Source organism: Myxococcales bacterium, from assembly GCA_016703425.1.
GTDB lineage: Bacteria > Myxococcota_A > Polyangia > Polyangiales > Polyangiaceae > JADJCA01.
On the sequence record JADJCA010000013.1, the window covers coordinates 323,937 to 346,479 of the forward strand.

23 protein-coding genes are annotated in these 22,543 nt (G+C 67.6%); 9 read left to right on the forward strand and 14 right to left on the reverse strand.

The window, feature by feature from the left end; all coding sequences use genetic code 11:
- The first annotated feature begins 15 nt into the window (after window positions 1-15).
- From IPG50_26325 to IPG50_26335, 3 genes are read left to right on the forward strand one after another with little or no spacing between them, the layout of a single operon-like run.
- On the forward strand, window positions 16-744 hold the full coding sequence (locus IPG50_26325) for a triose-phosphate isomerase (protein ID MBK6695696.1): 729 nt from the start codon (window positions 16-18) through the stop codon (window positions 742-744).
- A 35-nt stretch (window positions 745-779) separates the two neighbouring features.
- Window positions 780-1,244 (forward strand): preprotein translocase subunit SecG, encoded by a 465-nt coding sequence (gene secG / locus IPG50_26330; protein MBK6695697.1) that lies wholly within the window; start codon window positions 780-782, stop codon window positions 1,242-1,244.
- A 19-nt stretch (window positions 1,245-1,263) separates the two neighbouring features.
- Entirely contained in the window at window positions 1,264-2,604 is a 1,341-nt protein-coding gene (locus IPG50_26335; protein MBK6695698.1) for a hypothetical protein, read from the forward strand.
- On the opposite strand, the gene IPG50_26340 is transcribed toward IPG50_26335, so the two are convergent.
- The 5 genes from IPG50_26340 to IPG50_26360 are packed head-to-tail and all read right to left on the reverse strand — an operon-like array spanning window position 2,558 to window position 6,462.
- Window positions 2,558-4,240, reverse strand: coding sequence for an ATP-binding cassette domain-containing protein (locus IPG50_26340; GenBank protein ID MBK6695699.1), 1,683 nt, complete (start codon window positions 4,238-4,240; stop codon window positions 2,558-2,560). The two genes, IPG50_26335 and IPG50_26340, sit on opposite strands and share 47 nt — an antisense overlap.
- Complete coding sequence (locus IPG50_26345; protein ID MBK6695700.1) at window positions 4,237-4,575, reverse strand: lasso peptide biosynthesis protein; 339 nt, start codon at window positions 4,573-4,575, stop codon at window positions 4,237-4,239. The genes IPG50_26340 and IPG50_26345 overlap by 4 nt, the downstream gene beginning before the upstream one ends.
- On the reverse strand, window positions 4,572-4,856 hold the full coding sequence (locus IPG50_26350) for a PqqD family protein (GenBank protein MBK6695701.1): 285 nt from the start codon (window positions 4,854-4,856) through the stop codon (window positions 4,572-4,574). Before IPG50_26350 ends, IPG50_26345 begins: the two co-directional genes overlap by 4 nt.
- Window positions 4,853-5,632 carry a hypothetical protein gene (locus tag IPG50_26355; GenBank protein ID MBK6695702.1) on the reverse strand — a complete coding sequence of 260 codons (780 nt, stop codon included), beginning with the start codon at window positions 5,630-5,632 and terminating at the stop codon, window positions 4,853-4,855. The genes IPG50_26350 and IPG50_26355 overlap by 4 nt, the downstream gene beginning before the upstream one ends.
- The gene (locus tag IPG50_26360; protein MBK6695703.1) at window positions 5,629-6,462 is read right to left on the reverse strand and encodes a hypothetical protein; all 834 of its coding nucleotides are present in this window, start codon (window positions 6,460-6,462) and stop codon (window positions 5,629-5,631) included. Before IPG50_26360 ends, IPG50_26355 begins: the two co-directional genes overlap by 4 nt.
- 124 nt (window positions 6,463-6,586) lie before the next feature.
- On the opposite strand from IPG50_26360, the gene IPG50_26365 reads away from it, so the two are divergent.
- On the forward strand, window positions 6,587-7,039 hold the full coding sequence (locus tag IPG50_26365; GenBank protein ID MBK6695704.1) for a hypothetical protein: 453 nt from the start codon (window positions 6,587-6,589) through the stop codon (window positions 7,037-7,039).
- Window positions 7,040-7,153: 114 nt separating this feature from the next.
- Here the strand turns inward: IPG50_26365 and IPG50_26370 are convergent, their stop codons facing one another.
- Window positions 7,154-7,633: a tail fiber domain-containing protein gene (locus IPG50_26370; protein MBK6695705.1), complete on the reverse strand. Its 480-nt coding sequence runs from the start codon at window positions 7,631-7,633 to the stop codon at window positions 7,154-7,156.
- Window positions 7,634-7,771: 138 nt separating this feature from the next.
- On the reverse strand, window positions 7,772-8,611 hold the full coding sequence (locus IPG50_26375) for a nucleotidyltransferase family protein (protein MBK6695706.1): 840 nt from the start codon (window positions 8,609-8,611) through the stop codon (window positions 7,772-7,774).
- Between the two features lie 119 nt (window positions 8,612-8,730).
- Between IPG50_26375 and IPG50_26380 the strand changes: the two genes are divergently transcribed.
- The 3 genes from IPG50_26380 (at window position 8,731) to IPG50_26390 (ending at window position 11,300) form a co-directional block, all read left to right on the forward strand.
- Window positions 8,731-9,165 carry a tellurite resistance TerB family protein gene (locus IPG50_26380; GenBank protein ID MBK6695707.1) on the forward strand — a complete coding sequence of 145 codons (435 nt, stop codon included), beginning with the start codon at window positions 8,731-8,733 and terminating at the stop codon, window positions 9,163-9,165.
- Between the two features lie 73 nt (window positions 9,166-9,238).
- Window positions 9,239-10,486, forward strand: a complete 1,248-nt coding sequence (locus tag IPG50_26385; protein MBK6695708.1) for a M48 family metalloprotease — start codon at window positions 9,239-9,241, stop codon at window positions 10,484-10,486.
- A 115-nt stretch (window positions 10,487-10,601) separates the two neighbouring features.
- A complete protein-coding gene (locus IPG50_26390; GenBank protein MBK6695709.1) occupies window positions 10,602-11,300 on the forward strand; it encodes a pirin family protein in 699 nt (232 codons plus the stop codon).
- Between the two features lie 17 nt (window positions 11,301-11,317).
- Here the strand turns inward: IPG50_26390 and IPG50_26395 are convergent, their stop codons facing one another.
- The 4 genes from IPG50_26395 to IPG50_26410 all read right to left on the reverse strand — a co-directional run bounded on the left by IPG50_26395 (window position 11,318) and on the right by IPG50_26410 (window position 17,256).
- Complete coding sequence (locus tag IPG50_26395) at window positions 11,318-11,770, reverse strand: hypothetical protein (protein MBK6695710.1); 453 nt, start codon at window positions 11,768-11,770, stop codon at window positions 11,318-11,320.
- A gap of 59 nt (window positions 11,771-11,829) precedes the next feature.
- Complete coding sequence (locus IPG50_26400) at window positions 11,830-13,662, reverse strand: radical SAM protein (protein ID MBK6695711.1); 1,833 nt, start codon at window positions 13,660-13,662, stop codon at window positions 11,830-11,832.
- Between the two features lie 88 nt (window positions 13,663-13,750).
- Window positions 13,751-16,210 (reverse strand): DEAD/DEAH box helicase, encoded by a 2,460-nt coding sequence (locus IPG50_26405; protein MBK6695712.1) that lies wholly within the window; start codon window positions 16,208-16,210, stop codon window positions 13,751-13,753.
- Window positions 16,211-16,377: 167 nt separating this feature from the next.
- Window positions 16,378-17,256: a hypothetical protein gene (locus IPG50_26410; GenBank protein MBK6695713.1), complete on the reverse strand. Its 879-nt coding sequence runs from the start codon at window positions 17,254-17,256 to the stop codon at window positions 16,378-16,380.
- Between the two features lie 113 nt (window positions 17,257-17,369).
- Between IPG50_26410 and IPG50_26415 the strand changes: the two genes are divergently transcribed.
- Window positions 17,370-17,873: a CopD family protein gene (locus IPG50_26415; GenBank protein ID MBK6695714.1), complete on the forward strand. Its 504-nt coding sequence runs from the start codon at window positions 17,370-17,372 to the stop codon at window positions 17,871-17,873.
- Window positions 17,874-17,888: 15 nt separating this feature from the next.
- On the opposite strand, the gene IPG50_26420 is transcribed toward IPG50_26415, so the two are convergent.
- Window positions 17,889-18,629, reverse strand: coding sequence for a hypothetical protein (locus tag IPG50_26420; GenBank protein MBK6695715.1), 741 nt, complete (start codon window positions 18,627-18,629; stop codon window positions 17,889-17,891).
- Window positions 18,630-18,783: 154 nt separating this feature from the next.
- Here IPG50_26420 and IPG50_26425 point away from each other — a divergent pair, with 154 nt between their 5' ends.
- Window positions 18,784-20,862 carry a hypothetical protein gene (locus tag IPG50_26425; protein MBK6695716.1) on the forward strand — a complete coding sequence of 693 codons (2,079 nt, stop codon included), beginning with the start codon at window positions 18,784-18,786 and terminating at the stop codon, window positions 20,860-20,862.
- A gap of 20 nt (window positions 20,863-20,882) precedes the next feature.
- Here the strand turns inward: IPG50_26425 and IPG50_26430 are convergent, their stop codons facing one another.
- Together IPG50_26430 and IPG50_26435 are read right to left on the reverse strand one after the other, a co-directional pair.
- On the reverse strand, window positions 20,883-21,209 hold the full coding sequence (locus tag IPG50_26430) for a hypothetical protein (GenBank protein ID MBK6695717.1): 327 nt from the start codon (window positions 21,207-21,209) through the stop codon (window positions 20,883-20,885).
- Between the two features lie 61 nt (window positions 21,210-21,270).
- On the reverse strand, window positions 21,271-22,542 hold the full coding sequence (locus IPG50_26435; GenBank protein ID MBK6695718.1) for a hypothetical protein: 1,272 nt from the start codon (window positions 22,540-22,542) through the stop codon (window positions 21,271-21,273).
- Window position 22,543 lies beyond the last annotated feature (1 nt).

Sequence of the window (22,543 nt, forward strand, 5' to 3'; positions counted from 1 at the left end):
GCGGGTAACTGGAAGATGTTCCACGGCGGCCTGTCGGGCGTCGAGCTCGGTGCGTCCGTCGTGGCGCAGACGCGCAGCTTAGGCCGCGTCGACGTCGTGGTGGCGCCGCCGTTCACGGCGCTCGCTGCCATCGCGCACGAGTGCGAAGGCAGCAGCGTCTCGCTCGCCGCACAGAACATGCACGCGAAGGACTCGGGCGCGTTCACAGGCGAGATCAGTGCACCCATGCTCAAAGAGGCGGGCTGCCGCTGGGTCATCCTGGGTCACAGCGAACGCCGTCAACACTTCGGGGAGACCGACGCCATCGTGGCCGAGAAGGTGCGCGCCGCGCTCGCCGCGGGCCTAGTGCCCATCGCATGCGTCGGCGAAACGCTCGAAGAGCGTGACGCCGGAAGGACGCTCGAGGTCGTCGAACGACAGGTGAAGGCGTTCTTGCCTCACCTCGCCGCGACCGCTTCTCTCCCCTGCGCCATTGCCTACGAGCCCGTCTGGGCCATCGGAACCGGGAAGACCGCGGGTCCCGCGGAAGCCGAGGAAGTGCACGCGAAGATCCGCGCGCTGCTGGGGCCTGCCCTGGCTGATCAGACGCGAATCCTCTACGGGGGCTCGGTGAAGGCGGAAAACGCCGCGGCCCTGCTCGCCTGCGCGAACGTCGACGGCGCGCTCGTTGGTGGAGCGAGCTTGGATGCGGCTTCATTCGGTGCTATCGCCAAGGCCGCCGAAGAGCTCGCCCATCGCGGCTAGCTGCCGAAAGCCCTAAGAAAGACCACGACTTCCCCATGCACTCGCCCATCGTCGAGACCCTTCTCCAGATCGTGCACGTCATCACGTCGCTGTTCCTCGTCTTGGTGGTCCTGCTCCAGCAGGGCAAGGGCGGTGGTCTCGGCGCGGCCTTTGGCGGTGGCGCGACGGCTCAGGTCTTTGGTGGGCGCGGGGCCGGCAACGTCCTAACGCGCGCGACGGCCATCAGCGCCAGCATCTTCATGCTCACGAGCGTCTCGCTGGCGTACAGCTCGGCGTCCGGCGACCGAGAGCTCAAGGAGCGCGCAAAGGTCGAAGAGGCCAAGCGAAGCAAGCTGAGCCCCAAGAAGGACGAGCCCAAGGCTGCGGAGCCGAAGGGTGCGGTCGGGCCGACGCCGGCACCGGAGTCGACGCCTGCCGAGTCGAAAACGCCGCCCGCCGAGGGCGACAAGACACCCGCGGCGCCGGCTACCGACACGCCGCCCGCCGCCCCGGCGAAGTGATCGGGGCCACTGACCGCTCGTGACGCCGTCGGCCACGAGGGCGCTGGCCTTCGACGTCGCGCTTGCCACGGGCGTCTTTGGGCTCAAGATACTCGTCTCGGTCCTTCTCCTGCGACTCGGGTTCCGCCAAATCTCCGACGACGACTACGCGCGCGTCGTCATCGCGCAGACCTTTGCGAACACACCACGGCTGGATCCGAGCGGAACGAGCTGGCTACCGTTCCCCTTCTGGATGACCGGCAGCGCGATGCTCGTGTTGGGTCGGTCACTGGCGGTGGCGCGGGGCGTCGCCCTCGTCGCGAGCGCCCTTGCATCGGCGATGGTCTTCGTTGTGCTGCGGCGAAGCGGCGCCCCGCGGAGCGCGGCGCTCCTGGCGACGCTGGCGGCGAGCCTCGTGCCCTGGGCCGCCTGGAGTGGTGCGTGTCCCGTTCCCGAGGGCTTCGCCGGTCCGCTTGTCGCGGTGGGCGTCTTCTCGCTGCTCGCGGCCAAGGGCGACAGTGCCGGTGGCGCGCGCACGCTCGCCTGGGGCGCGGGCGCGCTCGCCATCGCAGCGCTCTCGCGCTACGAGACCTGGCCCGCGTGCGCCTGTTTCGCCGCCGCGGCGGTCCATCGGGCACGACGCGACGGCCACCTTCCTCGCGTTGTGGGGCCGCTCGCGATCTCGCTGGCGGCGCCCGTCGCATGGGTAGCGTGGAACCAGTACGCCCACGGCGACGCCTTGCACTTCCTCGCGCGCGTCACGAGGTTCCGCCAGGCGCACGGGGACGCCGGCGTCGATACGTGGGCGCGTCTCTCGAGCGTGCCGCGAGCGCTTTGGGCTGCGAGCCCCGAGTCCGTGGTGGCGGGTCTCGCGCTCGCTTGGCTCGCGCTTCGCGACCGGCGCCTGCGCTGGCCGCTGCTGACCGCCGCGGCCATCGTGACATTTCTCATCGTGGGTGAGCTGGGCGACGGCGCACCGACGCACCACCGCGAGCGCGCGCTCCTTGCGATTCCGTACCTGATGCTCGGGGGCCTCGCCTGCGGTTGCGCGCCGGAGGTCGGCGCTTCGGAGCGGCTGCCGCGCGCGCACGTCTACGCCCGGCGAACCGCGGGCCTCGTCGTCGCGGCGACTTGGCTCGTCAACCTACCGAGCCTGGCCCGCGACTTCCCCGGGACCGGGGCTGCCGACCGAACCACTCAGGTGGCGCGCGGCACCGCGCTACGCGCTCTTTCGCCGGAAGGCTTCGCGGTCTCGCCCTGCGCCTTTGAGCACTTCGCGCTGATGGCGGCCTATGGCGCACCAGAGCGCGTACGCGTCGCGGCAGCGCCCGGGCCTAGGGAGCCTGCGGAAGAGTGTCCGAAGATTTCACCTGGGCGGTGACGACGCCGTCGGTGACAAGCACAACCTGGTCGGCAAGCGGCTGAAGCGACGACGAGTGCGCTGCGACGACGATGATGCGTGACGCCTTCTCCACGGCGAGGACGTCCCGCAAGATCTCAACGGCGTCGACGTCGAGAGAAGCATCTGGCTCATCGAGGAGCCATACGGGCCTATCGAGGAGACCGATGCGCGCCAGCGCGAGGCGTTGCCTCTGCCCCGCGGAGAGATCAGCCACCTTGACCGCAAAGGGATCACCCGCGCCCTTGCGAGTGAGCACGTCGAGCAGAGCAAGGCGTTCGAGCCATCGAAGGGCCTGAGCGTCATCGCCAGCGGGCGCGAGAAGCCGTAGACCCGAACCAACCGTGGCTCGATCGGAGAAGTGGGCTCGCTGCGGCAGGTAGGCGACGGCGCCGAGCAACCGCGAGCCTCCGGGCGCTGCTTCCAGAACGGACTCGCCGTCGGCCATCACGTGGCCCCGAGCGGGAGCCTCGAGACCCAGTAGCACCTTCAGCAGCGTGGACTTCCCCCCGCCATTTGCGCCGATGAGCAGCGAGACCGTGCCTCGCGAGAACGCACACGACGCGTCTCGCAGCACGTCGGGGCCCTCCCTTGAATAGCGGAAGGTAACGCCCTGAAGTTCAATGCGCTCCGGCGGACCAACGGCGGTCGCGGCTGCCGGCTCGCGCTCCACGGACTCGCACAACAGAGTCGCGAGTGGCACAACGCGAACTCGGACCTTCGAGACCTCCATGAGCGCCCGAACGATCCCGCCGAACGCCGGCAGTGCTGCGCCAAGGAGCAGGAGTTGTCGGGACAACGATGTTGCGCTCATCGACACCGACACGGGTGAGGCAACGAGGACGAGCACCACGAGCAGGAGGCCCGCCAACAGCAGAGGAAGGCGGGCCACGACGGAGACGGTGGCCTCGAATCGGACGACCGTGGCGCGCCACCGCTCGAGCGACGCCCAGAGCGCACGCTGCAATGCCCCCTCGGCGCCGTTGGCGACGATTTCGAGTCGTGCCGAGAGTACAGCCGAGAAGTGCTCAAGCACGGGGCGATACCCGTTCCATGCCCTTTCGGACTCGTTCGCCGCAACCCGCCGAGCTGCCACGAGCAGGAGAACGGCGAGAGCGGCCGGCGCCAGCCCCAGCGCGAAGACCCGTGCGGGGACGACTCGATGCATTAGCCACAACGCTGCGATCGCCGCGACCACGTCGGCCGCTAACGAGGGAATCATGTCCGCACAAATGCGAACCCCTATGTCAATGGAATCCACGAGCGCCGATTCGCGCTCGTTCTCGCCCTTTCCAGGTGCCGCGAGGAGGTCGTGGCCGAGCAGCGATGCCGAGGCCTTCGCGTGCAGGAGGACGTAGAGGTGCCCTTGCGCAAGGCTCCGCGCAACAGCTCGACCTGCGGCGACGGCGGCGAAGGCCCCCGTCATCGCGACGGCGACCAGCGCGTTCCCCTCCGACCATGCGCCGCGACCAAGCGCTGACGGGACGACCACGGCCGTCGTGAGAAGCACGAGTCGGTCGGCAAGCTGCGCGGCCGCGACCAACGCCATGAGCCGCCGTCCGCGGGCGTCGACTGCCAAAACGACGCGAGCGATGGCCTCGAATCGCGGTTCGTTCACAGCCGCACAATCTCGTCGCCACGAGGATCAGCCTCGCGCAGAGGTCTACCCTTGTACTCAACCCACGCATGGGCGTGCACCATCGGCCCGACGGGCGCTCCCGGCTCAACGCCAACAACGACCGCCGCGCCATCGAGCAGCGACGTGACGACGAGAGCGCGGCTCAAGCACGTGCCGCTGCCATCGAGGGCATCGGCAAGACGGCGCGCCTCGTCTCCCGAGCGCAGGCGCGGGAGGAACCGCGAACAAGCGTCAATCATCGCCTTCGCGTCCCGCGGTGCGCGCGTACGAAGGGCAACCTGGGCTAAGAGATGAAGCGCGCGCACGCGGATCACGGGGACTTGAGGACGAGGAGTCCGCGGTCGACGAGCTCACCCGCGAGAGCGACGAGATCCGCGAGGAGCCGTTCCCCCGTAACCTCGAACATCCCTTCCAGCGACTCCGCGACTTGCCGCGCCGACTTCCCTTGCAGCGCACCGTCCCAAAAGCGAGCGCCGAGGTCATTGAGCCCGAAGTAGTCACCTCGCTTGAGGTCGACAATGACGGTCTCTCCGTCAAAGGCGCGCGCGTGGACGTCTGCGGCAGCTGCAAAGCGGTCGTCGGGCCCCACGTTCATGCGAGTCTCTCCAAGAGGTCCAAGGTCAGATCGATCGATTCGCCGAGGCGTTCAAGGGCCCGCGGACGCACGAGAGAGTAGATCGGAACGGCCGACGCTAGGCGTTCCAGTTGCTCGATTTCGCGCATCTGCACGGCCGGGTCGTCGATGACGAAACGCACAACAGCTGGCACGAGTCCCGCGAGGACGGCAACGCCTCGGATTCGTTCCAGCGTCGGCCGCTGGACGTCACCGAACGCGGGAACGACGAGGAGGCGCAAGGGCGCTCCCTCTGCGACCCGCGGTGGCGAAGCTGCGCTCTTGTACTCGCCCGGCGGCAAGTTGAAAGCTGCCCGCGCATCAGGCAAGAGCCAACTCACGTGCTCCGTCGCCTTAACGAACACGCCGCCGTCCTGAAACTCGATGGCCAACGTATCGTCCGCGAGGAATGCCGCCCGAGGCCTCCTCGCGAGCGCAGCGGCGAACGTCGACTTTCCGTCCCCACTTCGCCCTACCATCGCGACGGCAACGTCGCCGATCTGAGCTGCGGCGCCGTGGAGCGTCAGCTTCGCCTCCAGGTGCCGGAGAAGCGCTCGCGCGAGGCTGGTCTCCACCTTGGCGACAATCTCGGACTCGGCGCCTGGTGCAGCTTCGAATGAACTTGTGCCGCGTTGTGGATCGGCGCGAAGTGTTCCGACGCCCGGCCAATCGGCAATGAGTCGATCGCCTTCGCGCCCGATGCGAAAGCGCAGCTCGCCGTTTTCTGCATACTCCGAGAGCCAAAGAGGCGGCGTCATGGCGCCCCCTTGCGGTCCTCGTTCGCGAGGAACGCCTCGACGGACAACATCGACCAAATGCGAGACCAGTCGCGCGTCGGTCCTAGCGGATCGTTGGCGAGCGCCCAAAACTCAGCCTCGAATCGTCTTGGCTCGACGAGACCGAGATCCGCGCAGCGCGAAACTGGCGCCAAGTCGCGAAAGGCCGCGAAGCCGCCGCCCGCCTCGACAGCGGCAAGCATGGCGCCCTCGTGCTCAAACTTGTCGGGTCGCAAGCGGACCGAGTCGGGGACCAGGCCGCGCACGCTCTCGCGCAGGAGGCCGCGCATCTGGCCATTCTGAGCGAGCTCGTAAGGCTCGAGCGCGGCCACGAAGTCGAGCACCGCCGCGTCGATGAGCGGCTGCGCGAAGCGTATTCCTGCGAGCCTCTCGAGCCCGACGCGAAGCGCGGCGATTTCCGCGAAACGTGCGGTTCGCATGAAACCTAGTTGGCGCTCCGCGGCGGACCGCGGCGCAACCTCATCGGCCAGGGCCATCAAGTGGGCACGAAGCACTCGTCCCGCCCAAGGCACACGCCGCAGAATTCGACGCCGCCTCACCGCCACGCGCAACGGTTTTGGCGCGCGGTCCGCAAGGGCGGGGCGGACAAGGAATTCGAACACACGGCGGGGCTTCGAGTAGCCCCACGAAGGCTCAAAAGTAGCCGCGTAGGAAGCGCTTCGTGCGAGACCTTCGCGGCGAATCGCGGCACCGAACGCAGGGACGCCGCCGAAGATGAAGTCGCCCTCGGTACCGTCGAGGGCAACTTCGGCGCCCAGGTCCTTCGCGGCAAACGCTAGGGGCGTGGTCATACGGAGAACTCGGCCAAGGGCATGGAGCCGAGTCGAGGAGGAACGCTGAGCGCAGGTAGGCGCCCCCCAACGCGGGCGGCACCAGCACAGGCTTCAAGCCCAGGGCCTTGGCCAGGACCGCAAGGTGCGGTCGGTCATCGCCGGGGCCGCCACAGTCGAGCGCTACCGGGACGACGTCGTCGATGCCACGCTCCTTGGCTACTTCGTTCGCGAGCGCGAGGATGACGGACGAATCCACTCCCCCGCCGCCGAACACGGCAACACGCCGAGCGTTGCCCATCGCGCGCGCCACAGCCCCTTTCACGGCTTCACGCAGCAAGCGGGCCTGCGACGATCGCGCCGGCGCGCGGCCAAGCGTACGAGTTGGCGCAACGGTCGCGTAGTGCAAAAGACGGCCGTCAAACTGTCCGCCGAGACCTGGCCGGACACGCCCAATGGCCTGGAACGGCGTGCGGTCCACCACGCCGCTCGTGTCGAGGGCCACCACGCCCGCAAGGCGCCGCACGTCGATGGGTCCGCGCGGCGACTCGAGGAGCGCGGTCAGACTTCGGTCCACGCGCCCGTCACGAAACCGTAGGTACCGCGGGTCAGCACCAGCGGGCTCGGGAGCAAAACGCAACACGCTTGTCAGCCGTTGTCGGCAGCCGGTTACGGGCGGGAGGAAGTGTGCCGACCAGCGTCGTCGCGCCGACTAGGCGCGCTTGAGAGCCGCGAGCTCCGCTTCGAGCCGCCGAATGCTGGCCTGCTGCTCCTGAACGACGGCCGCCAGCGCGGTGGCGAACGCGTAGACGTCAACGACCTTCTCCTCGGGACGGACGAACGCCGCCTCCGGCGAGTCTTCGATGATGAAGCCGAAGTGTCGGCCCGGGGCCTCACCCACCTCGGCGCGGTAGTTGTACGTCGCGAGGCGAAGGCCGAGAACGTCCGAAGCGACGCGGGTTCGTTCCTCTGCCGTGAGGTAGTGGATCGCTTCCTTCGCGTCACGCGTGGACGACTTTGCGCCCGAAGCGGAGAATTTGTCGCCCTTGCCGCCGGTCCCGCCGAGCGTGAGCGCACGCACGGAGCCCAGGTGACGAAGCCGCGGAGCCTCATAGGCCCGTTTGGACGTCTCGTTCGAAACGGTCTCGTTCGAAGCCCCACCCACCGAGCCCACCTTCTTCTCCACGTCCATCGAGTCCTCAATTCTCCTGCGCCCGCCAAGCTTCAGCGCCCGCTTTCAAGCGTTTGGTGCACCGCCGTGAACCACATTCAGGCCGCGCGAGAGAACAGGAGAGCACGGGAGCCGCCCGAGGGCAACCCCTCCCCGAGTTTAGGCAAGTCCACGCAATCTCATAAAATCTCTGACGAATCTAGCGACCGCAAGGCTCCCAGAGGAGAGGACGTTGCCGGGCGTGTCGCCCACGAGGCGAACCACGAGAAACGACAGCCTCTCGGAGCGGCCCGCGAAATCCACAATGGTGCGCGAGACGGCCGCCGCGAGGAGCTGCTCCGCCGCGGAAGCAGCGCAAGCATCACGGTATCTTTCCCAGGCGCGGTCCTCGGCGGCGAGGTGCGTGAACGTCAGGAGCCCCACGCGTCGCAGCTCATAGGCTGCGAGACGGGCCGCCAAGTCACGGGGCTCCAGGCCGCCGAAGCGCTCCATCAAGCCGAGGTCAGCGCGAATGTTCGGGCTGCCGAAGTTTCCAAGGGAGTCCTTCGCATAGTTGGCCACCGTGAAGACAGCGGCGTCGAGCGTGTCAGGGACCAAGACTCGGGAGCCAAAGGCCGCCCGGTCAACGCGAGCGTGCGAACGGAGCGCATCTCGTCCCAGGGAACCAAACCGTGGCGGCAGGACGCGCTTGTGCAAGTCCACGTGCGCACCCGTCTCGCGGTCCGTAAGCCAATGGGCCGACACATTTGTGTCGTCGAGGTGCCAGCGCGACAGTGCACGAATGCGCGCCCCAGCTCGCTCGAAGCTCCCGCTCAAGACGAGCGCGTCGGCATCCCTCGCGAATCGATAGTCGGGTGATGGCGCAACGCAGAAGCTCAAGTGGAGGCCCTTGAACACGAGCAGCGTTACGTCGACGGCGGCTAGATCTTCGGCGAGGGCGATGACCGCCGCGCGACCGCGCTCAGCCTGCACCCAGTTCGTCGCACGCTCGGCGTCCACGAGAGGAGAATAGCGGACGCTTCACCTCCCCTCCTCTCGATCGCCCCGGCCCCCGTTGACATCGTCGCCGATGCCGCGCGACGCTGCCGGCTCGACAGTCAGAAACACGGAGGAATTCGATGGGTCTCTTCAGCCGGATCTTGGGAACGCAGCCGCAGAAAAAGGCTTCCGATGACGTGCTCCTCTTGCACTCGATGATGCTCATGGCGTGCGCCGATGGCGTCTTGGAAGGCGCGGAGGCCGCGACGCTCGAAGCCTTCATCAACACGCTGCCCGAATTTCGCGAGGCGGACTTCGATGAGCAGATGATCCAGGCGAAGAAGATCGCCGCGAAGTTCAAGGACTCGAAGGAAGCCGTTCGCGCGCTCACCGACATCTCGAGCGAAGCCGTCCGCAAGAAGGCCTTCATCCTCGCAGCGGACATCGCCCTCGCGTCCGGAGACATCGACGAGCGCGAAGAGGAGCTCCTCGGAGCCATGCAGCGCGTCCTCAACATTGACGACGCGCTCGCGCAGAAGGTCGTCGAGGTCCTCGCGCTCAAGTACGCGCAGTAAGGGGCGCCACAGAGTTCATTTTTCTCGCGGGCCCGACCTTCGGGCCGGGCCCGCCTTGCCGCGCGAGTGACCCATGCCCGTCGACTTGACCGTTCTCCAGGCACGCCGCGACCGGACCCTCCGTGAACACCTGTCGAAAGACCGGGGCGTCGGGAAGGCCATGGAGCTGTTCCGCGAAAAGGCGAGCGGCTACGGCTTCCGCCACCGTCGGGACCTCCTGGCCGGTGCCCTTCGGCTGAACCGCTCGATGGCGCCAACGGTGTCAGCGGCGCTGGCCGAATGCCGCGAGATCCTCGGCGTCACGACGCCCATCGAGGTTTTCGTTCGGCCCGACGCCATGTTCGGCGCGTTCGCCGCGAAGAACCCGGCAGGCCCCGTCATGATCGGCCTCACGTCTCGGCTCATCGAGAGTTTCTCGCCGACGGAGCTGAAGTTCGTCATCGGTCACGAGCTCGGGCACGTCGCCTTCGATCACTTCGGCATTCCGATGCCCATCACGGCCACCATCGAGGACGTCGGCGGTGCGCTCGTCTCGCGACCGACGCAGCTCGAGCTCTTCGTCTGGTGCCGCGCCGCCGAGGTGAGCGCCGACCGCGCCGGCTTCGTGTGCGCGCGTGATGAAGAAGTTGCGACGCGGGCCTTCTTCAAGCTTGCCAGCGGCGTTGCGACCGACGTGATCCGGCCCGACCTCGGCGCCTTCGTCAAACAGGTCGAGTCCATCGCTTCGGCCCCGGCGGCGCGCGTCGAAGATCGCGACGATGACGACATGCTCGATTGCTTCTCCACGCACCCGTACACGCCCTCGCGGGTGCGGGCGCTCTTGGCGTTCGCACGCTCGACGACGTATCGCTCTCTCACCGGCCTCGGTAAGGGCGACGTCGACGCCGCGGCCCTCGAGGCCGTTGTCGAGCGCGATCTCGCGCTCATGGAGCCGACCTACTTGGAGGAGAAGGGACCGACCTCGGACCTCATGCGTCGCCTCCTCTATTGCGCCGGCGTGTCGGTCGCCGCGGTGACCGGAGGGATTTCCGACGTCGAACAGTCGGCGCTTCGAGCCCTCCTCGGCGAGCGTGAGTCGCAGGCGCCTTCGAAGCTGGACGACGTGAAGCGCGAGCTTGAAGAGAAGCTCGACGTCGCCAACCGCGAAGTGGCGCTGGCGGGCCGGATGCAGCTCGTTCAGCACCTCACCGTCATCGCGGCCGCCGACGGCGTCGTCGACCGCGAAGAGCACGCGGAGATCAGCCGCATCTCGGGTCGCCTCGGCGTCGATGCGCGGATCGTCGAGGAGACGCTGCGCGGCGCCGCGGCGCCGATGGACTGACGCAATCCACTCATTTTGAGTGACCTCAAGGCACATCAAATCGATGTGATCAGTCTGAATTTGACGTAAATTTGGGCGTAATTCATTGGCACCGAGTGTGCGTCCTAGAGGAGCCATGATCGCCATCCGCAAAGCCACCGATCGGGGCCACGCCAACCACGGCTGGCTCGACTCGCACCACACGTTCTCCTTCGCCGACTACTACGACCCGGCCCACATGGGCTTCCGCTCCTTGCGCGTCATCAACGATGACCGCGTCCAACCGGGCATGGGCTTCGGGACCCATCCTCACAAGGACATGGAGATCATCTCGTACGTCCTCGAAGGCGCGCTCCAACACCGGGACTCGATGGGCACGGGCTCCATCATTCGCCCCGGCGACGTGCAGCGCATGAGCGCGGGCAGCGGCGTGACTCACAGCGAGTTCAACGCCTCGAAGTCCGACCTTGTTCACTTCCTGCAAATCTGGATCATGCCCGCTGAGCGCGGCATCAAGCCGAGCTACGAGCAGAAGACGTTCACGGCCGACGACAAGCGCGGCCGCTTGCGCCTTGTAGCTTCACCCGACGGCGCCGACGGCAGCGTCACGGTTCACCAAGACGTGCGCCTTTACGCCACGGTTCTCGGCAGCGGCGAGTCGATCGCGCACGCCTTGGCGAGCGGGCGCCACGCCTACGTGCACGTCGCCGCCGGCGAGGTGGAACTCAACGGGCAGCCGCTCGGCGAAGGGGACGGCGCTCGCGTGAGTGAGGAGGCGGCGCTTCTGCTGAAAGGAGTCCGCCACGCCGACGTGCTCGTCTTCGATTTGGTGTGAGCGTCTGGTGCGAGCGCCTACGGACAGCCCTGCATCACGGAGGCTTCACCGACGGACGTGTCGCGAGCGTACTCGAAGCGCCCCGTCTCGAGGAACGCGTCGCTCGTGAGGCGGCTGCCGTCGGAGGTCATGCCTACGGATTGTTCGACGACTCGTCCGGCTTGGTCCTGCTCAGTGGTCACGCCGTTCCCTGCGACAACCGTCTTTTTGAGCGTGGCTTTGAGCGCTGCACCTCCACCGCCTTCATAACTGAAGCACGTACGCTCGGTGATCTCGCCCTGCGACGCCGTGCGCTTCGAGAGCCGGGCGCCCTTGCCGGACGCGAAGGCCAAGGTCACCGTGACCGGCGTGGCCCCCGAGGCGTCGCTCCGCGTGAACACGCCGGTCGGTGCGGCAAGCCCCGTCGCCGCGTCGGAGCTACAGGCTAGGAGCGGTAACGCCAGAAAGAAGAACGTCGAGCGCGTCGTCATGGGAGGCGTTGCTATCGCCGCCCGCCGCCGAGCGCAAGGCCCGCTCGCCGAGACGCGCCTTAGGAAACGACCTTCAGCTTTCGGCCGAGGAGGCCCTTGCCGCTGCCCTCCATCTCGGGCGTCTTCACGAAGGTTGCTCCTTCGCGGGGCGCCGCCGGCGCGTCCCACGTCGCGAGATCGTCGGGAAGTGGGCCGGGCAACGTCGGCTGCATCGTGCGCTCGAGCAACTGAAAGTCGTGACGAACGAGGAGTTCGAGCGGCAGCCCGCGGCCCGGGCCGCCATCCTTGAACCACGCCCGCGCGCGCTGGACGTTCTGGATGAGGATCCAGTGTTGAGGATCGAGCTTCGCCGCCGTCGTGAAGTGCTCCATCATCAGGTCGAGATCACCGCGCGCCTTGGCGATGCACGCGAGGTGGTTGTAAACGAGGCCCGGCGCCGGGTACGAGAGGTCGAGGGCTCGCTTGATGTGGCGCTCGGCGTCGTCGAAGCGGCCTTCGTGGTAGTAGGCCGCGCCGAGGTCCATGTGCGCCGCGTGATGATCGCCGAGCCTGCCCAAGATGGCCTCGTAGTCTGCAGTCGTCTCTCGAAAGGCCGTGCGGAGTCCTGAGTTGTCCTTGAACCAGCTGTTGAGGAGCGCCGTAACGTCCTCCGGCGCATCAAACGGCGTCTTCAGCTCTTGAAACGCTTCTCGAAAGAAGACGTCGCGATCGAGCCAGGTCTTCTCCGCCTCCTGGAAGTCCTTCGTGCCGGGGTACACCGACAGGCACGAGAAGATGTACTCGTGCGGCTTGGCGCGCTGCAAGAACCCGAGCGTCTCGGCGAAGGACTCAGCCGTCTCGCCGCGATTGCCGAGCATCATGTAGTAGCGAACCTTGATGCCGTAGCGTTTCGCGAGCTCCGTCGATGTGAGGATCTCCTGGACCGTGATCTTCTTCTCGATGGCATCGAGGATGCGTTGCGACCCGGACTCGACGCCGAGCGAGAGTCTTTGGCAACCGGCGAGACGCATCTCCTTCAGGAGCTCGTCGGTCAAGAGGTCGACGCGCGTATCGCAGCTCCAGAGGAAATTCAGGCCGCGCGCGCGAATGGCGCGGCACAGCTCCACGACGCGCTTCTTGTTGGTCGTGAAGGTGTCGTCCTTGATTTGGATCATCTTCACGGGGAGACGCTCGAGCGCCGACGCCATAGCGTCCACCACGTAATCGACCGAGTTGGCACGAAAGCCTCGCCCCCACGACGTCTCGGCGCCGCAGAAGGTGCATGCCCACGGGCATCCGCGTGACGTCATCAAGATGTGCGTAGCGAAGTGACGCTGGACGCACTCGAGGTCGTCGAGGTTGCGGATCGAAGCCCGCTCCGGTCCCTTCGACACGTGCCCGTTCTCGCGCACCCACGCGCCGGGCGTGCCCGCGAGCGGCTGACCGGCGGCTCTCTTGGCGATGAGCTCCAGCAAGGTCTCGTCACTCTCGCCGGTGCAGACGGCGTCGACCGACGCGTAGTGACGCAAGAGCTCCGGCGCGAGCGGCGTCGCGTGCGGTCCGCCGACGACGACGAGGGCGCCGGGATGATGCGCCTTGATGAGCTCCGTCACGTAGCGCACGCCGCGCCGATTGGCCGTCCAACAAGAGAGGCCGAAGACCTCGGCATCCAGCCCGGAAACCACGGTCTCAACCTTCGGCCACTCAAAGCCCGACAGGTTCATGACCTTCACCTGATGCCCTGCGCGAATGACGCCGGCGCCGAGCGCCAAGAGGCCGTAGGGAATCTGATGGAAGTCCGCGTCGAGGTCGCCGTCGCGGTAGCCGTCGGGAGGCCCCTCACCATTCAAATACGGCGGCGCGCCGGCGGCGGCGACCTTCCACGGCGGCGGGTAGAGGAGTGCGACGCGCATCGGGAGCGATTGTAGCCTCGAATGCCGCGGCGCCGATGCTCGGTCGGCCGAGGTTCGTCCAGGCGCCGGCCCGTGCGCGGGGGGCGGCCTACGCGCCGAGCGGCGCGAAGAGGACCTCGACGTCGTCTTCCGACAGCGTCGCCGTGGGCGCCGCTGCGCCAAGGATCGCGTCAGCCACGCCGCGCTTCCTCTTTTGGAGTCGCAACATCCGCTCTTCGACGCTTCCCGCAACGAAGAGGTTGTAGACGAACACGGGATTCGTCTGACCGATGCGGTACGCGCGGTCCGTCGCTTGCGCCTGAACCGCGGGGTTCCACCAGGGGTCGTAGTGAATGACCGCGTCGGCGCGCGTCAGCGTCAGCCCCGTACCGCCGGCCTTGAGGGAGATAAGGAAGACGTCCGGCGGCGCTTCGCCGGGCGCCGTCTTGACGCCTTGAAACGCGTCGACCTGCGCTGCGCGGTCCACCGTGTCGCCCGTCAGGAGGGCGTAGCGAATGCCCTTCTGGTCGAGGCCACGTGCGATGATCCGCAACATCGTCGTAAACTGCGAGAAGACGAGGACGCGATGCCCCTCGGCGCGAAGATCCCCCAGAAGGGCCTCGAAGGCCTCGTACTTTGCGGAGCCAGTCGCGCCCGGAGCGGCGCTGCGGGCCCGATCCGTTCCACCGAAGCCGTCACCCACGAGGCGCGGATCGCAGCAGACCTGCCGGAGCTTCGTGAGCGCCCCCAGGATGGGAATCGTCGACGCGGAGAGGCCCTTCTTGCGAATGAGCCGCCGCACCTCGGCGTGGGCCGCCACGCGGATGCTTTCGTAGAGCTCTCGTTGGGGCCCGCCGATCTCGATGGGGCGGAACAGCTCCGTCTTAGGCGGTAGCTCCTTGGCGACCTCCGCCTTGGTGCGGCGAAGGATGTAAGGCGCAAGCAGTTCGCGAAGCGCCGCGAGCCGCTCTTCGTTGCCCGCCTTCTCGATGGGCACACGGTAGTAGCGGCCAAACGACAGCTCGTCGCCGAGGAGGCCTGGGTTCAGGAAGTCCATCAGCGACCACAGCTCCCCGAGATGGTTCTCAACGGGGGTCCCGGTGAGGCAGAGGCGGTGCTTGCCGCGAATGGAGCGCATCGCTTGATGGGCGCGGCTGCGCTGATTCTTGATGGTCTGCGCCTCGTCGAGGATGACGAGGTGAAACTCGTGGGCTGCGAAGCGTTCCTCGTCGCGAATCGCGATGGGATAGCTCGTGACGACGACGTCGGCGGCGTCGATGGCAGCGAAGCGGTCGTGCCTTTGGGCGCCGTGCAACTCGACCACGCGAAGGTGCGGCGCAAAGCGACCGAGCTCGCGCGACCAATTGGAGACGAGGCTCGTTGGCGCGACGATCAGCGCGGGCCGGACGAGGCGCCCCTCGATCTTCTCCGTCGCAATGTGCGCGATGGTTTGGAGTGTCTTGCCGAGACCCATGTCGTCGGCGAGGATTCCGCCGACGCCGAGGCCCGCCATGTGCTGGAGCCACGCCAGCCCCGCCTCCTGGTACGGTCGGAGTTCGGCGCGTAGCCCCTCGGGCGCCGACAACGCCGCCGGCGGCGACGAGAGCCGCGCGCCGTGGGCACGAACGGTCTCGCCGCCCGTCCACTGGACGGTGATGGCGGCTCCCGTGAAGAAGGCATCGAGCTCGGCGAGCGCGGCGGCGCGACCCTTGGGAAAGCGAAATTCGCCGAGCGGGCTCCGACCCTCGTAGAGCTCGGCGAGGATGCCCAAGAGCGAACGCATTCGCTCCGCCGGAAGCGCCAAATACAGGCCATCTTCAATGGGCACGGCCAAGACGCGAGGTACGCGCCGCCCGAGTTCGCGAAGCCCCTGCCCTTCGGCCATGCGCTCCAGGAGGTCGACGAGCGCGGGGAGGAGATCGACGCGGCGGCCGTCGATGTCGACGCCTAGCTCGAGGCTGAACCAGTCCTCTTGTTCGTCGTCGGGTTCGATGTCGGCGTACCAGCTCGGCGCGACCTCGAGCGTTCGGTAGCGATGATCAGCGGCTACGTCGACCTGCCAACCGAGGGCCCGTAGGCGCGGGACGACATCGGCGGTGAAGGCGCAAAAGTCGTGGACCGTGCCTTCGCAGCGAACGACGTAGTCGGCTTCGACGTCAGGAGCCACCGCGTAGTCGTCGAGGCACTCGAGCTCCACGGCGCCGTAGGTTTCGAGGAGGCGGCGCGCGCGCGACTCGCCGGCGAGGTCGCGGTCGTCGTCGGGCCGATCGCTCGCGCGTACCGTGGTCCCGTCGTAGTCGAACGAGAGCGCAATGAGCGGAAGCTTCAGCGTCTCGTAGCGAGAGGCGAGGCCCTCCGGGCAGTGCACGAGGACGTCGTCGGAGAAGAGTCGGGCCACCGGACGGAAGCGGGCGCCGAAGGGCGCGGAGCCCGGCGCGATGCGCACCTCGCTGACGCGCGCGGCGCGCTCTGACGGCCAACCGGTGGTCGCCAAATCGTCATCGGAGGCGGCCTCGCACACCGCATTTGCTGCGTTGGCCGCCGAGGGCCCGTAAGCCGTTACATTCACGGAGATCTTCTCAATCACAACCGTTCGATCTTGTCGATCTTTCAGAGGATTTCGCCCTCTTTTCGGTCAGGGAAGATCGCACCTTGTCCCATCCATGCGCATCCATGCTTACTCCATGGGACTGGCAGTTGCCCTCGAGGCACCCTCGTCAACACGCGACGAGTGACTCAGCGCGCCGGCGCCTCACGCGGCTCGCGGGGCGCGTCGGAGGCTCGCACGACGCCGCGCTCGCTGCACAGCCCCCGAGAGGACGCGATGCGAGCTGCCTCCTCGGGACCGTATTGGGCCGCCAAGTCGCGCTCAAAGGCTTTCTGCTCGGCAGTCATGGCGAGCATCAAGGCCTCGACCGGTGGAAGCGCATCAGCGCTCGGCGGCGCCGGCCGCGAGCCACCGTTCACCTCGGCCACGCGAGAGAGCGCGCCCTTCATCTTCTCCGGATCTTCGCGGCGCGACGCATCGGTGATGGCGGTCATGCACGCTTGCGGACCAATTTTTTGCGCGAGCTCAGGGCTGCCCACGACGCGAGCGCAGAGCGGCACGACGGCCGCCATCATGCGCTCGTTGGACTTTGCGTAGGCCTGCTTCAGCACCTCGCCGTCGGAGGGTGCGAGGCCGATCCGATCAAGCTGCCGCTCGGAGGGGACGAAGGGGGTGCTGCGAAGGCACGGGATGCGATACGGCACCGCCCCCTCTTGGGCGAGCGCCTGCCAATCGGGCGGCGCCGCAGGATCGCGTCCCCGGCCGCCGCGGCGCCCGCTCGGGCTCGGGGAAGGAGCGACGAGGGCGGACGAGGGCACCGCCGCAACCGCGCGCTCGCCCTTGGCCCCGAGACGGCGATTGCACTCTTGGAGCGAGCGAACCAGCGAAGCGTTGGCGGCGGTGAGCTCGTCGTCACCGTCGTCGTCGCGCTCCACAATGGCTTTCTCGTTCAGCGCCTTGGGCAATGGCATAGGCCTTGGTTCCCGCACGAGCTGCATCGCGAAGGCGCCCGCGCCCGCCCCGACGGCGAACAACAGAGCGGAGAATGGAAGGCTCGCTTTCGGCATGATTGCGTCAATCCTCGTGTCGAGCGACGGGCTATCGGCGCGGGCCGAGTCGGTCGCCGGCGCCCCCGAAGAAACGCTATCATGCGCACCCGCGCCGCGGGTTGCGGCTCCGAATGCACGCCCTCTACCTCTTGTCCGTTCTCCTCCACATCCTCGCCGCGACGGCATGGATCGGAGCCATGTTCTTTCTCATGCTCATCGTCGTTCCGATGTTGCGACGAGGCGATCGCGCGCAAGGCGCGGCGTTCCTTTCGGCGAGTGGACCGCGGCTCCGCACGATGGGCTGGGCGTCCTTCGCCGTGCTCCTCCTGACGGGACTTTACAACCTGTCTCGCCGCGGCGTGCACCTCGAGGACTTGACCCGACCCGATTGGGTGACGTCGTCGTTTGGGCACCTCGTGCTGCTCAAGCTTGCGCTCTTCGTAGCGGTCGTCGGCCTTAGCGCCATCCACGACTTTCGCATTGGCCCGAACGCTGCTAGGGCCGTGGCGAAAGATCCGACCTCCGAGGAAGCGCAACGGCTCCGCCGCATGGCAAGCATCATGGGTCGCGCGAACGCCCTCTTGGCCCTCGTCATCGTGGCCGTTGCGGTGATGCTGGTGCGCGGCGCTCCGTAAAACCGTCGGCGTGACTCATCGCACTTCGCCTGCCGCGTCGGCCTCGGGTGCCGGCGCGACGTCGATGGATGCCGCGAAGCGCCGCTGCTCTGGCGGTGCATCCACGTAGGGAACCTCCAGCTCGACGCGATAGGTGCCTTTGCCCAACGGCAGTGGCACGGCCTTCGGATAGTAGCGGTTCCCCGCGTCGTCCTCGAAGGGCCGCGGTGCGGCCGGGAGCCGCAACGCGGTCCAGGCAACCGTCTTGGTCAAGCTGCGCCCCGGCATCAGCACGACGCGAAGGGAGCGGGCGCATAGCACCTGCGTACCGAGCTTGAGCTCATCGACGCTGGCGTCGCGATAGTCGAGCGTACGCGTCAGCCACGGGATGCGCGGTCGCTCGCAGCCTTGGTCGGGCTTCGGCGGAGAAACGCCCGAGAGTCGCTCCCAGCCGGTGGCGATCGACGATTCGGTGCGAAAACAGAGCGGCTGCGGCGTTGCGCCGACGTTCTTGATACGCAGCACGAGCGCGCCCGTTCCACCGGGAAGGACGCTCCGTGAGAGCGGCTCAACGGTCGCCTGGATAACCTTTACGTCGGGGACCTCGTTGCACCGAACGGCACATTCGCTAAGGCGCTCCAGAGCGTCGATGGCGCCGTCATGAACGCACGACGCGGCGGCATCGAGCACGTGGCGAGCGGCATCAGGCGACTCGCGCGCGCGGCGAGGCTCGGCGTCGCAAGCCGAATTGCCGCAGACCATCGCCACGGCGAGCACGGCCCTCCCCTTGCGGCGCGCGATCGGTCTGCCTCTCCCCCGCACTCGTCAGTTTATAGAGCGCATTTCAACGGTCCGGTACCAACAAGGTTTGGCGCGGTCGCGCCCCCGAGTGTTCACGTGCGACGAACTTTGAGATAGTCGATGAGACTTGATGCGTTCGCCCAAACCACTCTCCTTCCATGAGCTCCTCGCTCCGCTGCGTACCAAGAAGAAGCCGCGCCTCACCAGGGAATCGACGGCGTTCCAGTCTTGGCTCACGGCCAACGGCTCCGGCGAGCTCGTTCAGTGGAACAAAGCGCTCTCGGCGATGGCGCCAAGGGCCGGCTACCGCAACGAACTCTTCGCCGCTGTCACCACGTCGCTCTCAGGCGCGCTCGCCATCGACGACGACGGGTGCCGCGCGGCGCGGCTGCGGGGACTGTTTCTGGGGATGAGTCCGGTCCTCGAAGACGCCGAGGAGCTGTGGTTCGCTACATGGGCGGCAACGCCCAGCACGAGCAGTCAGGTTTGGGCCTCGCATCAGGACGAGCGCGAACTCACCTTGCTCGACGACTCGCTCCGCAACTTTGTGATCCGACAATACCGCGAGGATCCCTATTTCAGCGGCGACGATCCCGCGGAGCGCGTGGTGCTTTCACCGGAGCTCGCGCGGCTCAAGGTCGGCAAGGCCACGAGCGGATTGCCGCGCGGTCTTTCGCCGCGAGATCTCGAACCGCGGACCGATTGGATCGTCGCGCTCTTCTTTCCTGAAGGCGACTGGTACGGACTCGGCGATGGCCTCGAGGGCGCCCCGCCGTTTTCCGCCTTCGCTAAGGAGGCCAACCTCATCAAGCGATGGCCCCACTACCAAGCGTATTGGCTCCTCCATCATCTCGCCTTCGGCAACGACGGCGCGCTGCGCCAGCTATTGCCGCTCGTCGAAGCGAGCTACGCGCCGGCGGGCGAGCTCGCGAAGCTGGCGAAGGCGGCCCTCGCCAAGGGCAACGTCAAGCTTCCGCACACCTCGGAGAAGCGCCTGCAAGGGCTCCGCGCGTCGGCACGCGACGCGCGTCCCGACGTGTTCGCGGACGGAACAAAGAAGGCGGCGGGGCCGCGCGCCGACGGCGCCGATGCAGCGCTCGCGTCTCTCGAACGGGAGGCGAAGCGCGACGCCGCGCTCGCGGAGACGCTCGAGACCTGGCAAGCCCTCGCGAGCGGCGCTGGGCACGTCGCCGACCTCGAGAAGGCGTTCATCGACGAGTGGTTCGAGGGCCAGCTCGAGAAACAGATCGAGACGTTCATGTTGGCGCGGCGAGGGAATGCCCCGGCGCTTCAACACGTGCTCCGCTCGCTCGCGAGCGGCATCGACGCCCGATGGTTTGCGCTCGGCGAAGCGCTCGTGCGTCGCGGCGCTCCCTTCGAGGAAACGCACGCGCTCGTGCATCCCGGCGCGACGACGGCGCTGGTGGTCGCGACGGGTGACTTCAAGTTAGGCGCCGGGCGCATCACCGAGTTGTGCGGTCCAGTGGAGGAGCTCGGGCGGCTGCGACGCCTCGAGCTGGCCGTAGCGGCGGAGGAGTTGGTCAAGCGCGGCGCGAAGAACGCGGCCAAGGCACTGCAATTTCTCGTAGGTGAGGCGCGGCGCTTTGCGAAGCAGATCGATTCCTTCGACACCGACACGGCCGCCTCGGCGCTCGGGTTCCTCCTGCGGCAGGGCGACAGCGCGGCGGTAGCGTTCGTCCGCAAGATGTTCGAAACGGCGAGCTTTTCTGGCGCCAACTGGCGCACGCTCATGGGAATCGTGACGCTCGTCGACCGCGAGCTCCACGGCCCCTTGTTCGCCGACGCCCTCGAGGCGGCGTTCGCGCGGGAGCTCGGGCGCCACGACGACGGGGACCGAGCATACGTCGCGGCAACGTTCGCCAAGTGCGCGCCCGCGCGCGCGCGGCGCTACTTTGAGAAGCGCCTCGCCAACGCCGCCACCCCGCAAGACTCGGCGGCGCTCCTCGCGGGGCTCGTCACGGCCGCGCCCGCCGACGCGAGGATTCGCAAACAAGCGACAGCCCTACTGGCGAAGCTCAAGCCGACCGATGAGGCGGAGTGCGGAGCCGCCTTGGCGCTGCTACGGGCCGCTCACGAGGCCGGCGCGCGCGGCTACGCGGCCGAGGGGCGCCGCTGGGTCGCGGCGAAGAAGACCAAATACGTGAACAAGGAGCTCGCCGCGTGGCTCCGCGCCGCCAACCTCCGCTGATGGGCCGCTGATCGACAGGGCTATGCGGCCCGGACGAGCGCGCCTCCGGTGACGCCGCTGGTAGCCGCAGCCTCGAAACCTTCTGCGCGAAGGACCGCTCGAAGGAGTGAGAGCGCGAGCATCAAGCCATCGGGGCGGCCGGCTCGCGCCGCGGAGACGGCCTCCAAGCAGAGCTCGTAGGTGCCCTGCAAGTGCCGCGCGAGCTCGGGATGGCGGACCGGATCGAGATCGGCGGAGAGTCGCGCGAGGCACCGTTCGACTTCGTGCCAGACGTCGATGCACTCCACGCCATCGAGCGCTCCCTCGAGAAGCCCAACGAGGCGCGCCAGCTCGCGATTCTTCGACATCGCCCTTGGGAACGGCAGGCGGCGCCGCGACTTTAGGCTGCCGGTGACGATTTCGACGCCCTCATTCCGCCACGAGGAGGGTGGGAGAGGCAGGCAAGCGCGCGAGATCAAAGCGCACGAGCTCGGCCCAGGCCGTGCCTGCGATGCTGGACTTCGTGTCGAATAGAAACGGAATATCGAGGGTGAAGGTGGGCAGAGCTCCCCCTCTGCGAAGCGGCTCGAGGCCCTCCAGCAAAGCTCGGGCCCGCTCCGGTCGACCCGTGCGGAGTGCAGCAAACGCTACCCCCGCCGTGCCCTCCGGCCATACGGCAGCGAGGCTCTCCCAACGCTCCGTTTGGAGCGAAGCCGCGTAGCGCGCGCGAAGGACGGCGCTCTCCAGGATGATTCCGTTCGCGTAGGGTCGATGCCCGACGGCGCGCGACTTCGGATCGTTAGCGAGATAGCGCGCGTCGGACACCGCGTAGGACGTGTCCGCGCGCGCGCGGTCACCCAAGGCCGCGAAGAATGCCGCTCCCCAAGACGCGCAGTCGAGCGGCAGCGCTCCGTCGACACCGTCCTTGCTCACGCCGCCCACGAGCTGCCCGCGCTCGGCCGCAAACATGCGCGACCCGAGAGCGTCGGCGATTCGGTCGGCGGCAAGCCGATAGCGTGCGTCGCCGCTGACCCGCGCGAAGCGGCGCAAGAAGAAGAACGCGTCGATGTTGTGTTCGGTCGACGCGAAGACAACGTCGCCGGGAACGAAGGTCTCGACGACACGGCCGCGACGCACCTCGTAGCGAAACGAGCCGCTCCCACCCATCACGAGGCCGTCGCGAGGGTCTCCTGCCTTGTTGACTTGGTGCAACAGCAAAAACCCCGCCGCACGATGCGCGAGGTTCGCGATGGCGTCGCGGTGGCCGCCGGCGGCCCCCCCATCGAGGACCTCGGCGGCCGCATAGCCAACCCACGCGATGGCGCCGCTTCGCACGTAGTGCGGCGCGGCGCGGCCTTCTGCGGGGACAAGTGAAAACGGGAGGCTCCCGTCTTCCCGCTGCAGCGCCGCGAGACCGACGAGCAAGCGAGCCGCTTCATCGAGGCGCCCGCTCCGAAGCATCACCAAGGCCACGAGGGCGCTGTCGTAGATGGCCACGCGGCCGTTGTCGAGATCGGTCACGGCGAGTAGACCGGGGCCGCTGGCGGGCCACGGGATCAGGCGACTCGCGAGAAAGGAAAGCGCCCCGCCGCCTTCGAGCGCGCGGGCTCCCGCGGTGACGTCGCGCGGCGGTCCGCCACAACCGGTGACCAAGAGCGTGAGGAGCAGCGATGCGGACGCGAACCGCGCGGCGCGTCGCACC

What these genes read in the sequence shown, in the direction of transcription:
- IPG50_26415 (MBK6695714.1), top strand. Translation starts at nt 17,370, where the DNA reads ATGCACGCCCTCTACCTCTTGTCCGTTCTCCTCCACATCCTCGCCGCG.
- IPG50_26390 (MBK6695709.1), top strand. Translation starts at nt 10,602, where the DNA reads ATGATCGCCATCCGCAAAGCCACCGATCGGGGCCACGCCAACCACGGC.
- IPG50_26430 (MBK6695717.1), bottom strand. Translation starts at nt 21,209, where the DNA reads ATGTCGAAGAATCGCGAGCTGGCGCGCCTCGTTGGGCTTCTCGAGGGA.
- IPG50_26425 (MBK6695716.1), top strand. Translation starts at nt 18,784, where the DNA reads ATGCGTTCGCCCAAACCACTCTCCTTCCATGAGCTCCTCGCTCCGCTG.
- IPG50_26370 (MBK6695705.1), bottom strand. Translation starts at nt 7,633, where the DNA reads ATGGACGTGGAGAAGAAGGTGGGCTCGGTGGGTGGGGCTTCGAACGAG.
- IPG50_26395 (MBK6695710.1), bottom strand. Translation starts at nt 11,770, where the DNA reads ATGACGACGCGCTCGACGTTCTTCTTTCTGGCGTTACCGCTCCTAGCC.
- IPG50_26360 (MBK6695703.1), bottom strand. Translation starts at nt 6,462, where the DNA reads ATGACCACGCCCCTAGCGTTTGCCGCGAAGGACCTGGGCGCCGAAGTT.
- IPG50_26385 (MBK6695708.1), top strand. Translation starts at nt 9,239, where the DNA reads ATGCCCGTCGACTTGACCGTTCTCCAGGCACGCCGCGACCGGACCCTC.
- IPG50_26350 (MBK6695701.1), bottom strand. Translation starts at nt 4,856, where the DNA reads ATGAACGTGGGGCCCGACGACCGCTTTGCAGCTGCCGCAGACGTCCAC.
- IPG50_26355 (MBK6695702.1), bottom strand. Translation starts at nt 5,632, where the DNA reads ATGACGCCGCCTCTTTGGCTCTCGGAGTATGCAGAAAACGGCGAGCTG.
- IPG50_26325 (MBK6695696.1), top strand. Translation starts at nt 16, where the DNA reads ATGTTCCACGGCGGCCTGTCGGGCGTCGAGCTCGGTGCGTCCGTCGTG.
- IPG50_26410 (MBK6695713.1), bottom strand. Translation starts at nt 17,256, where the DNA reads ATGCCGAAAGCGAGCCTTCCATTCTCCGCTCTGTTGTTCGCCGTCGGG.
- IPG50_26400 (MBK6695711.1), bottom strand. Translation starts at nt 13,662, where the DNA reads ATGCGCGTCGCACTCCTCTACCCGCCGCCGTGGAAGGTCGCCGCCGCC.
- IPG50_26380 (MBK6695707.1), top strand. Translation starts at nt 8,731, where the DNA reads ATGGGTCTCTTCAGCCGGATCTTGGGAACGCAGCCGCAGAAAAAGGCT.
- secG (MBK6695697.1), top strand. Translation starts at nt 780, where the DNA reads ATGCACTCGCCCATCGTCGAGACCCTTCTCCAGATCGTGCACGTCATC.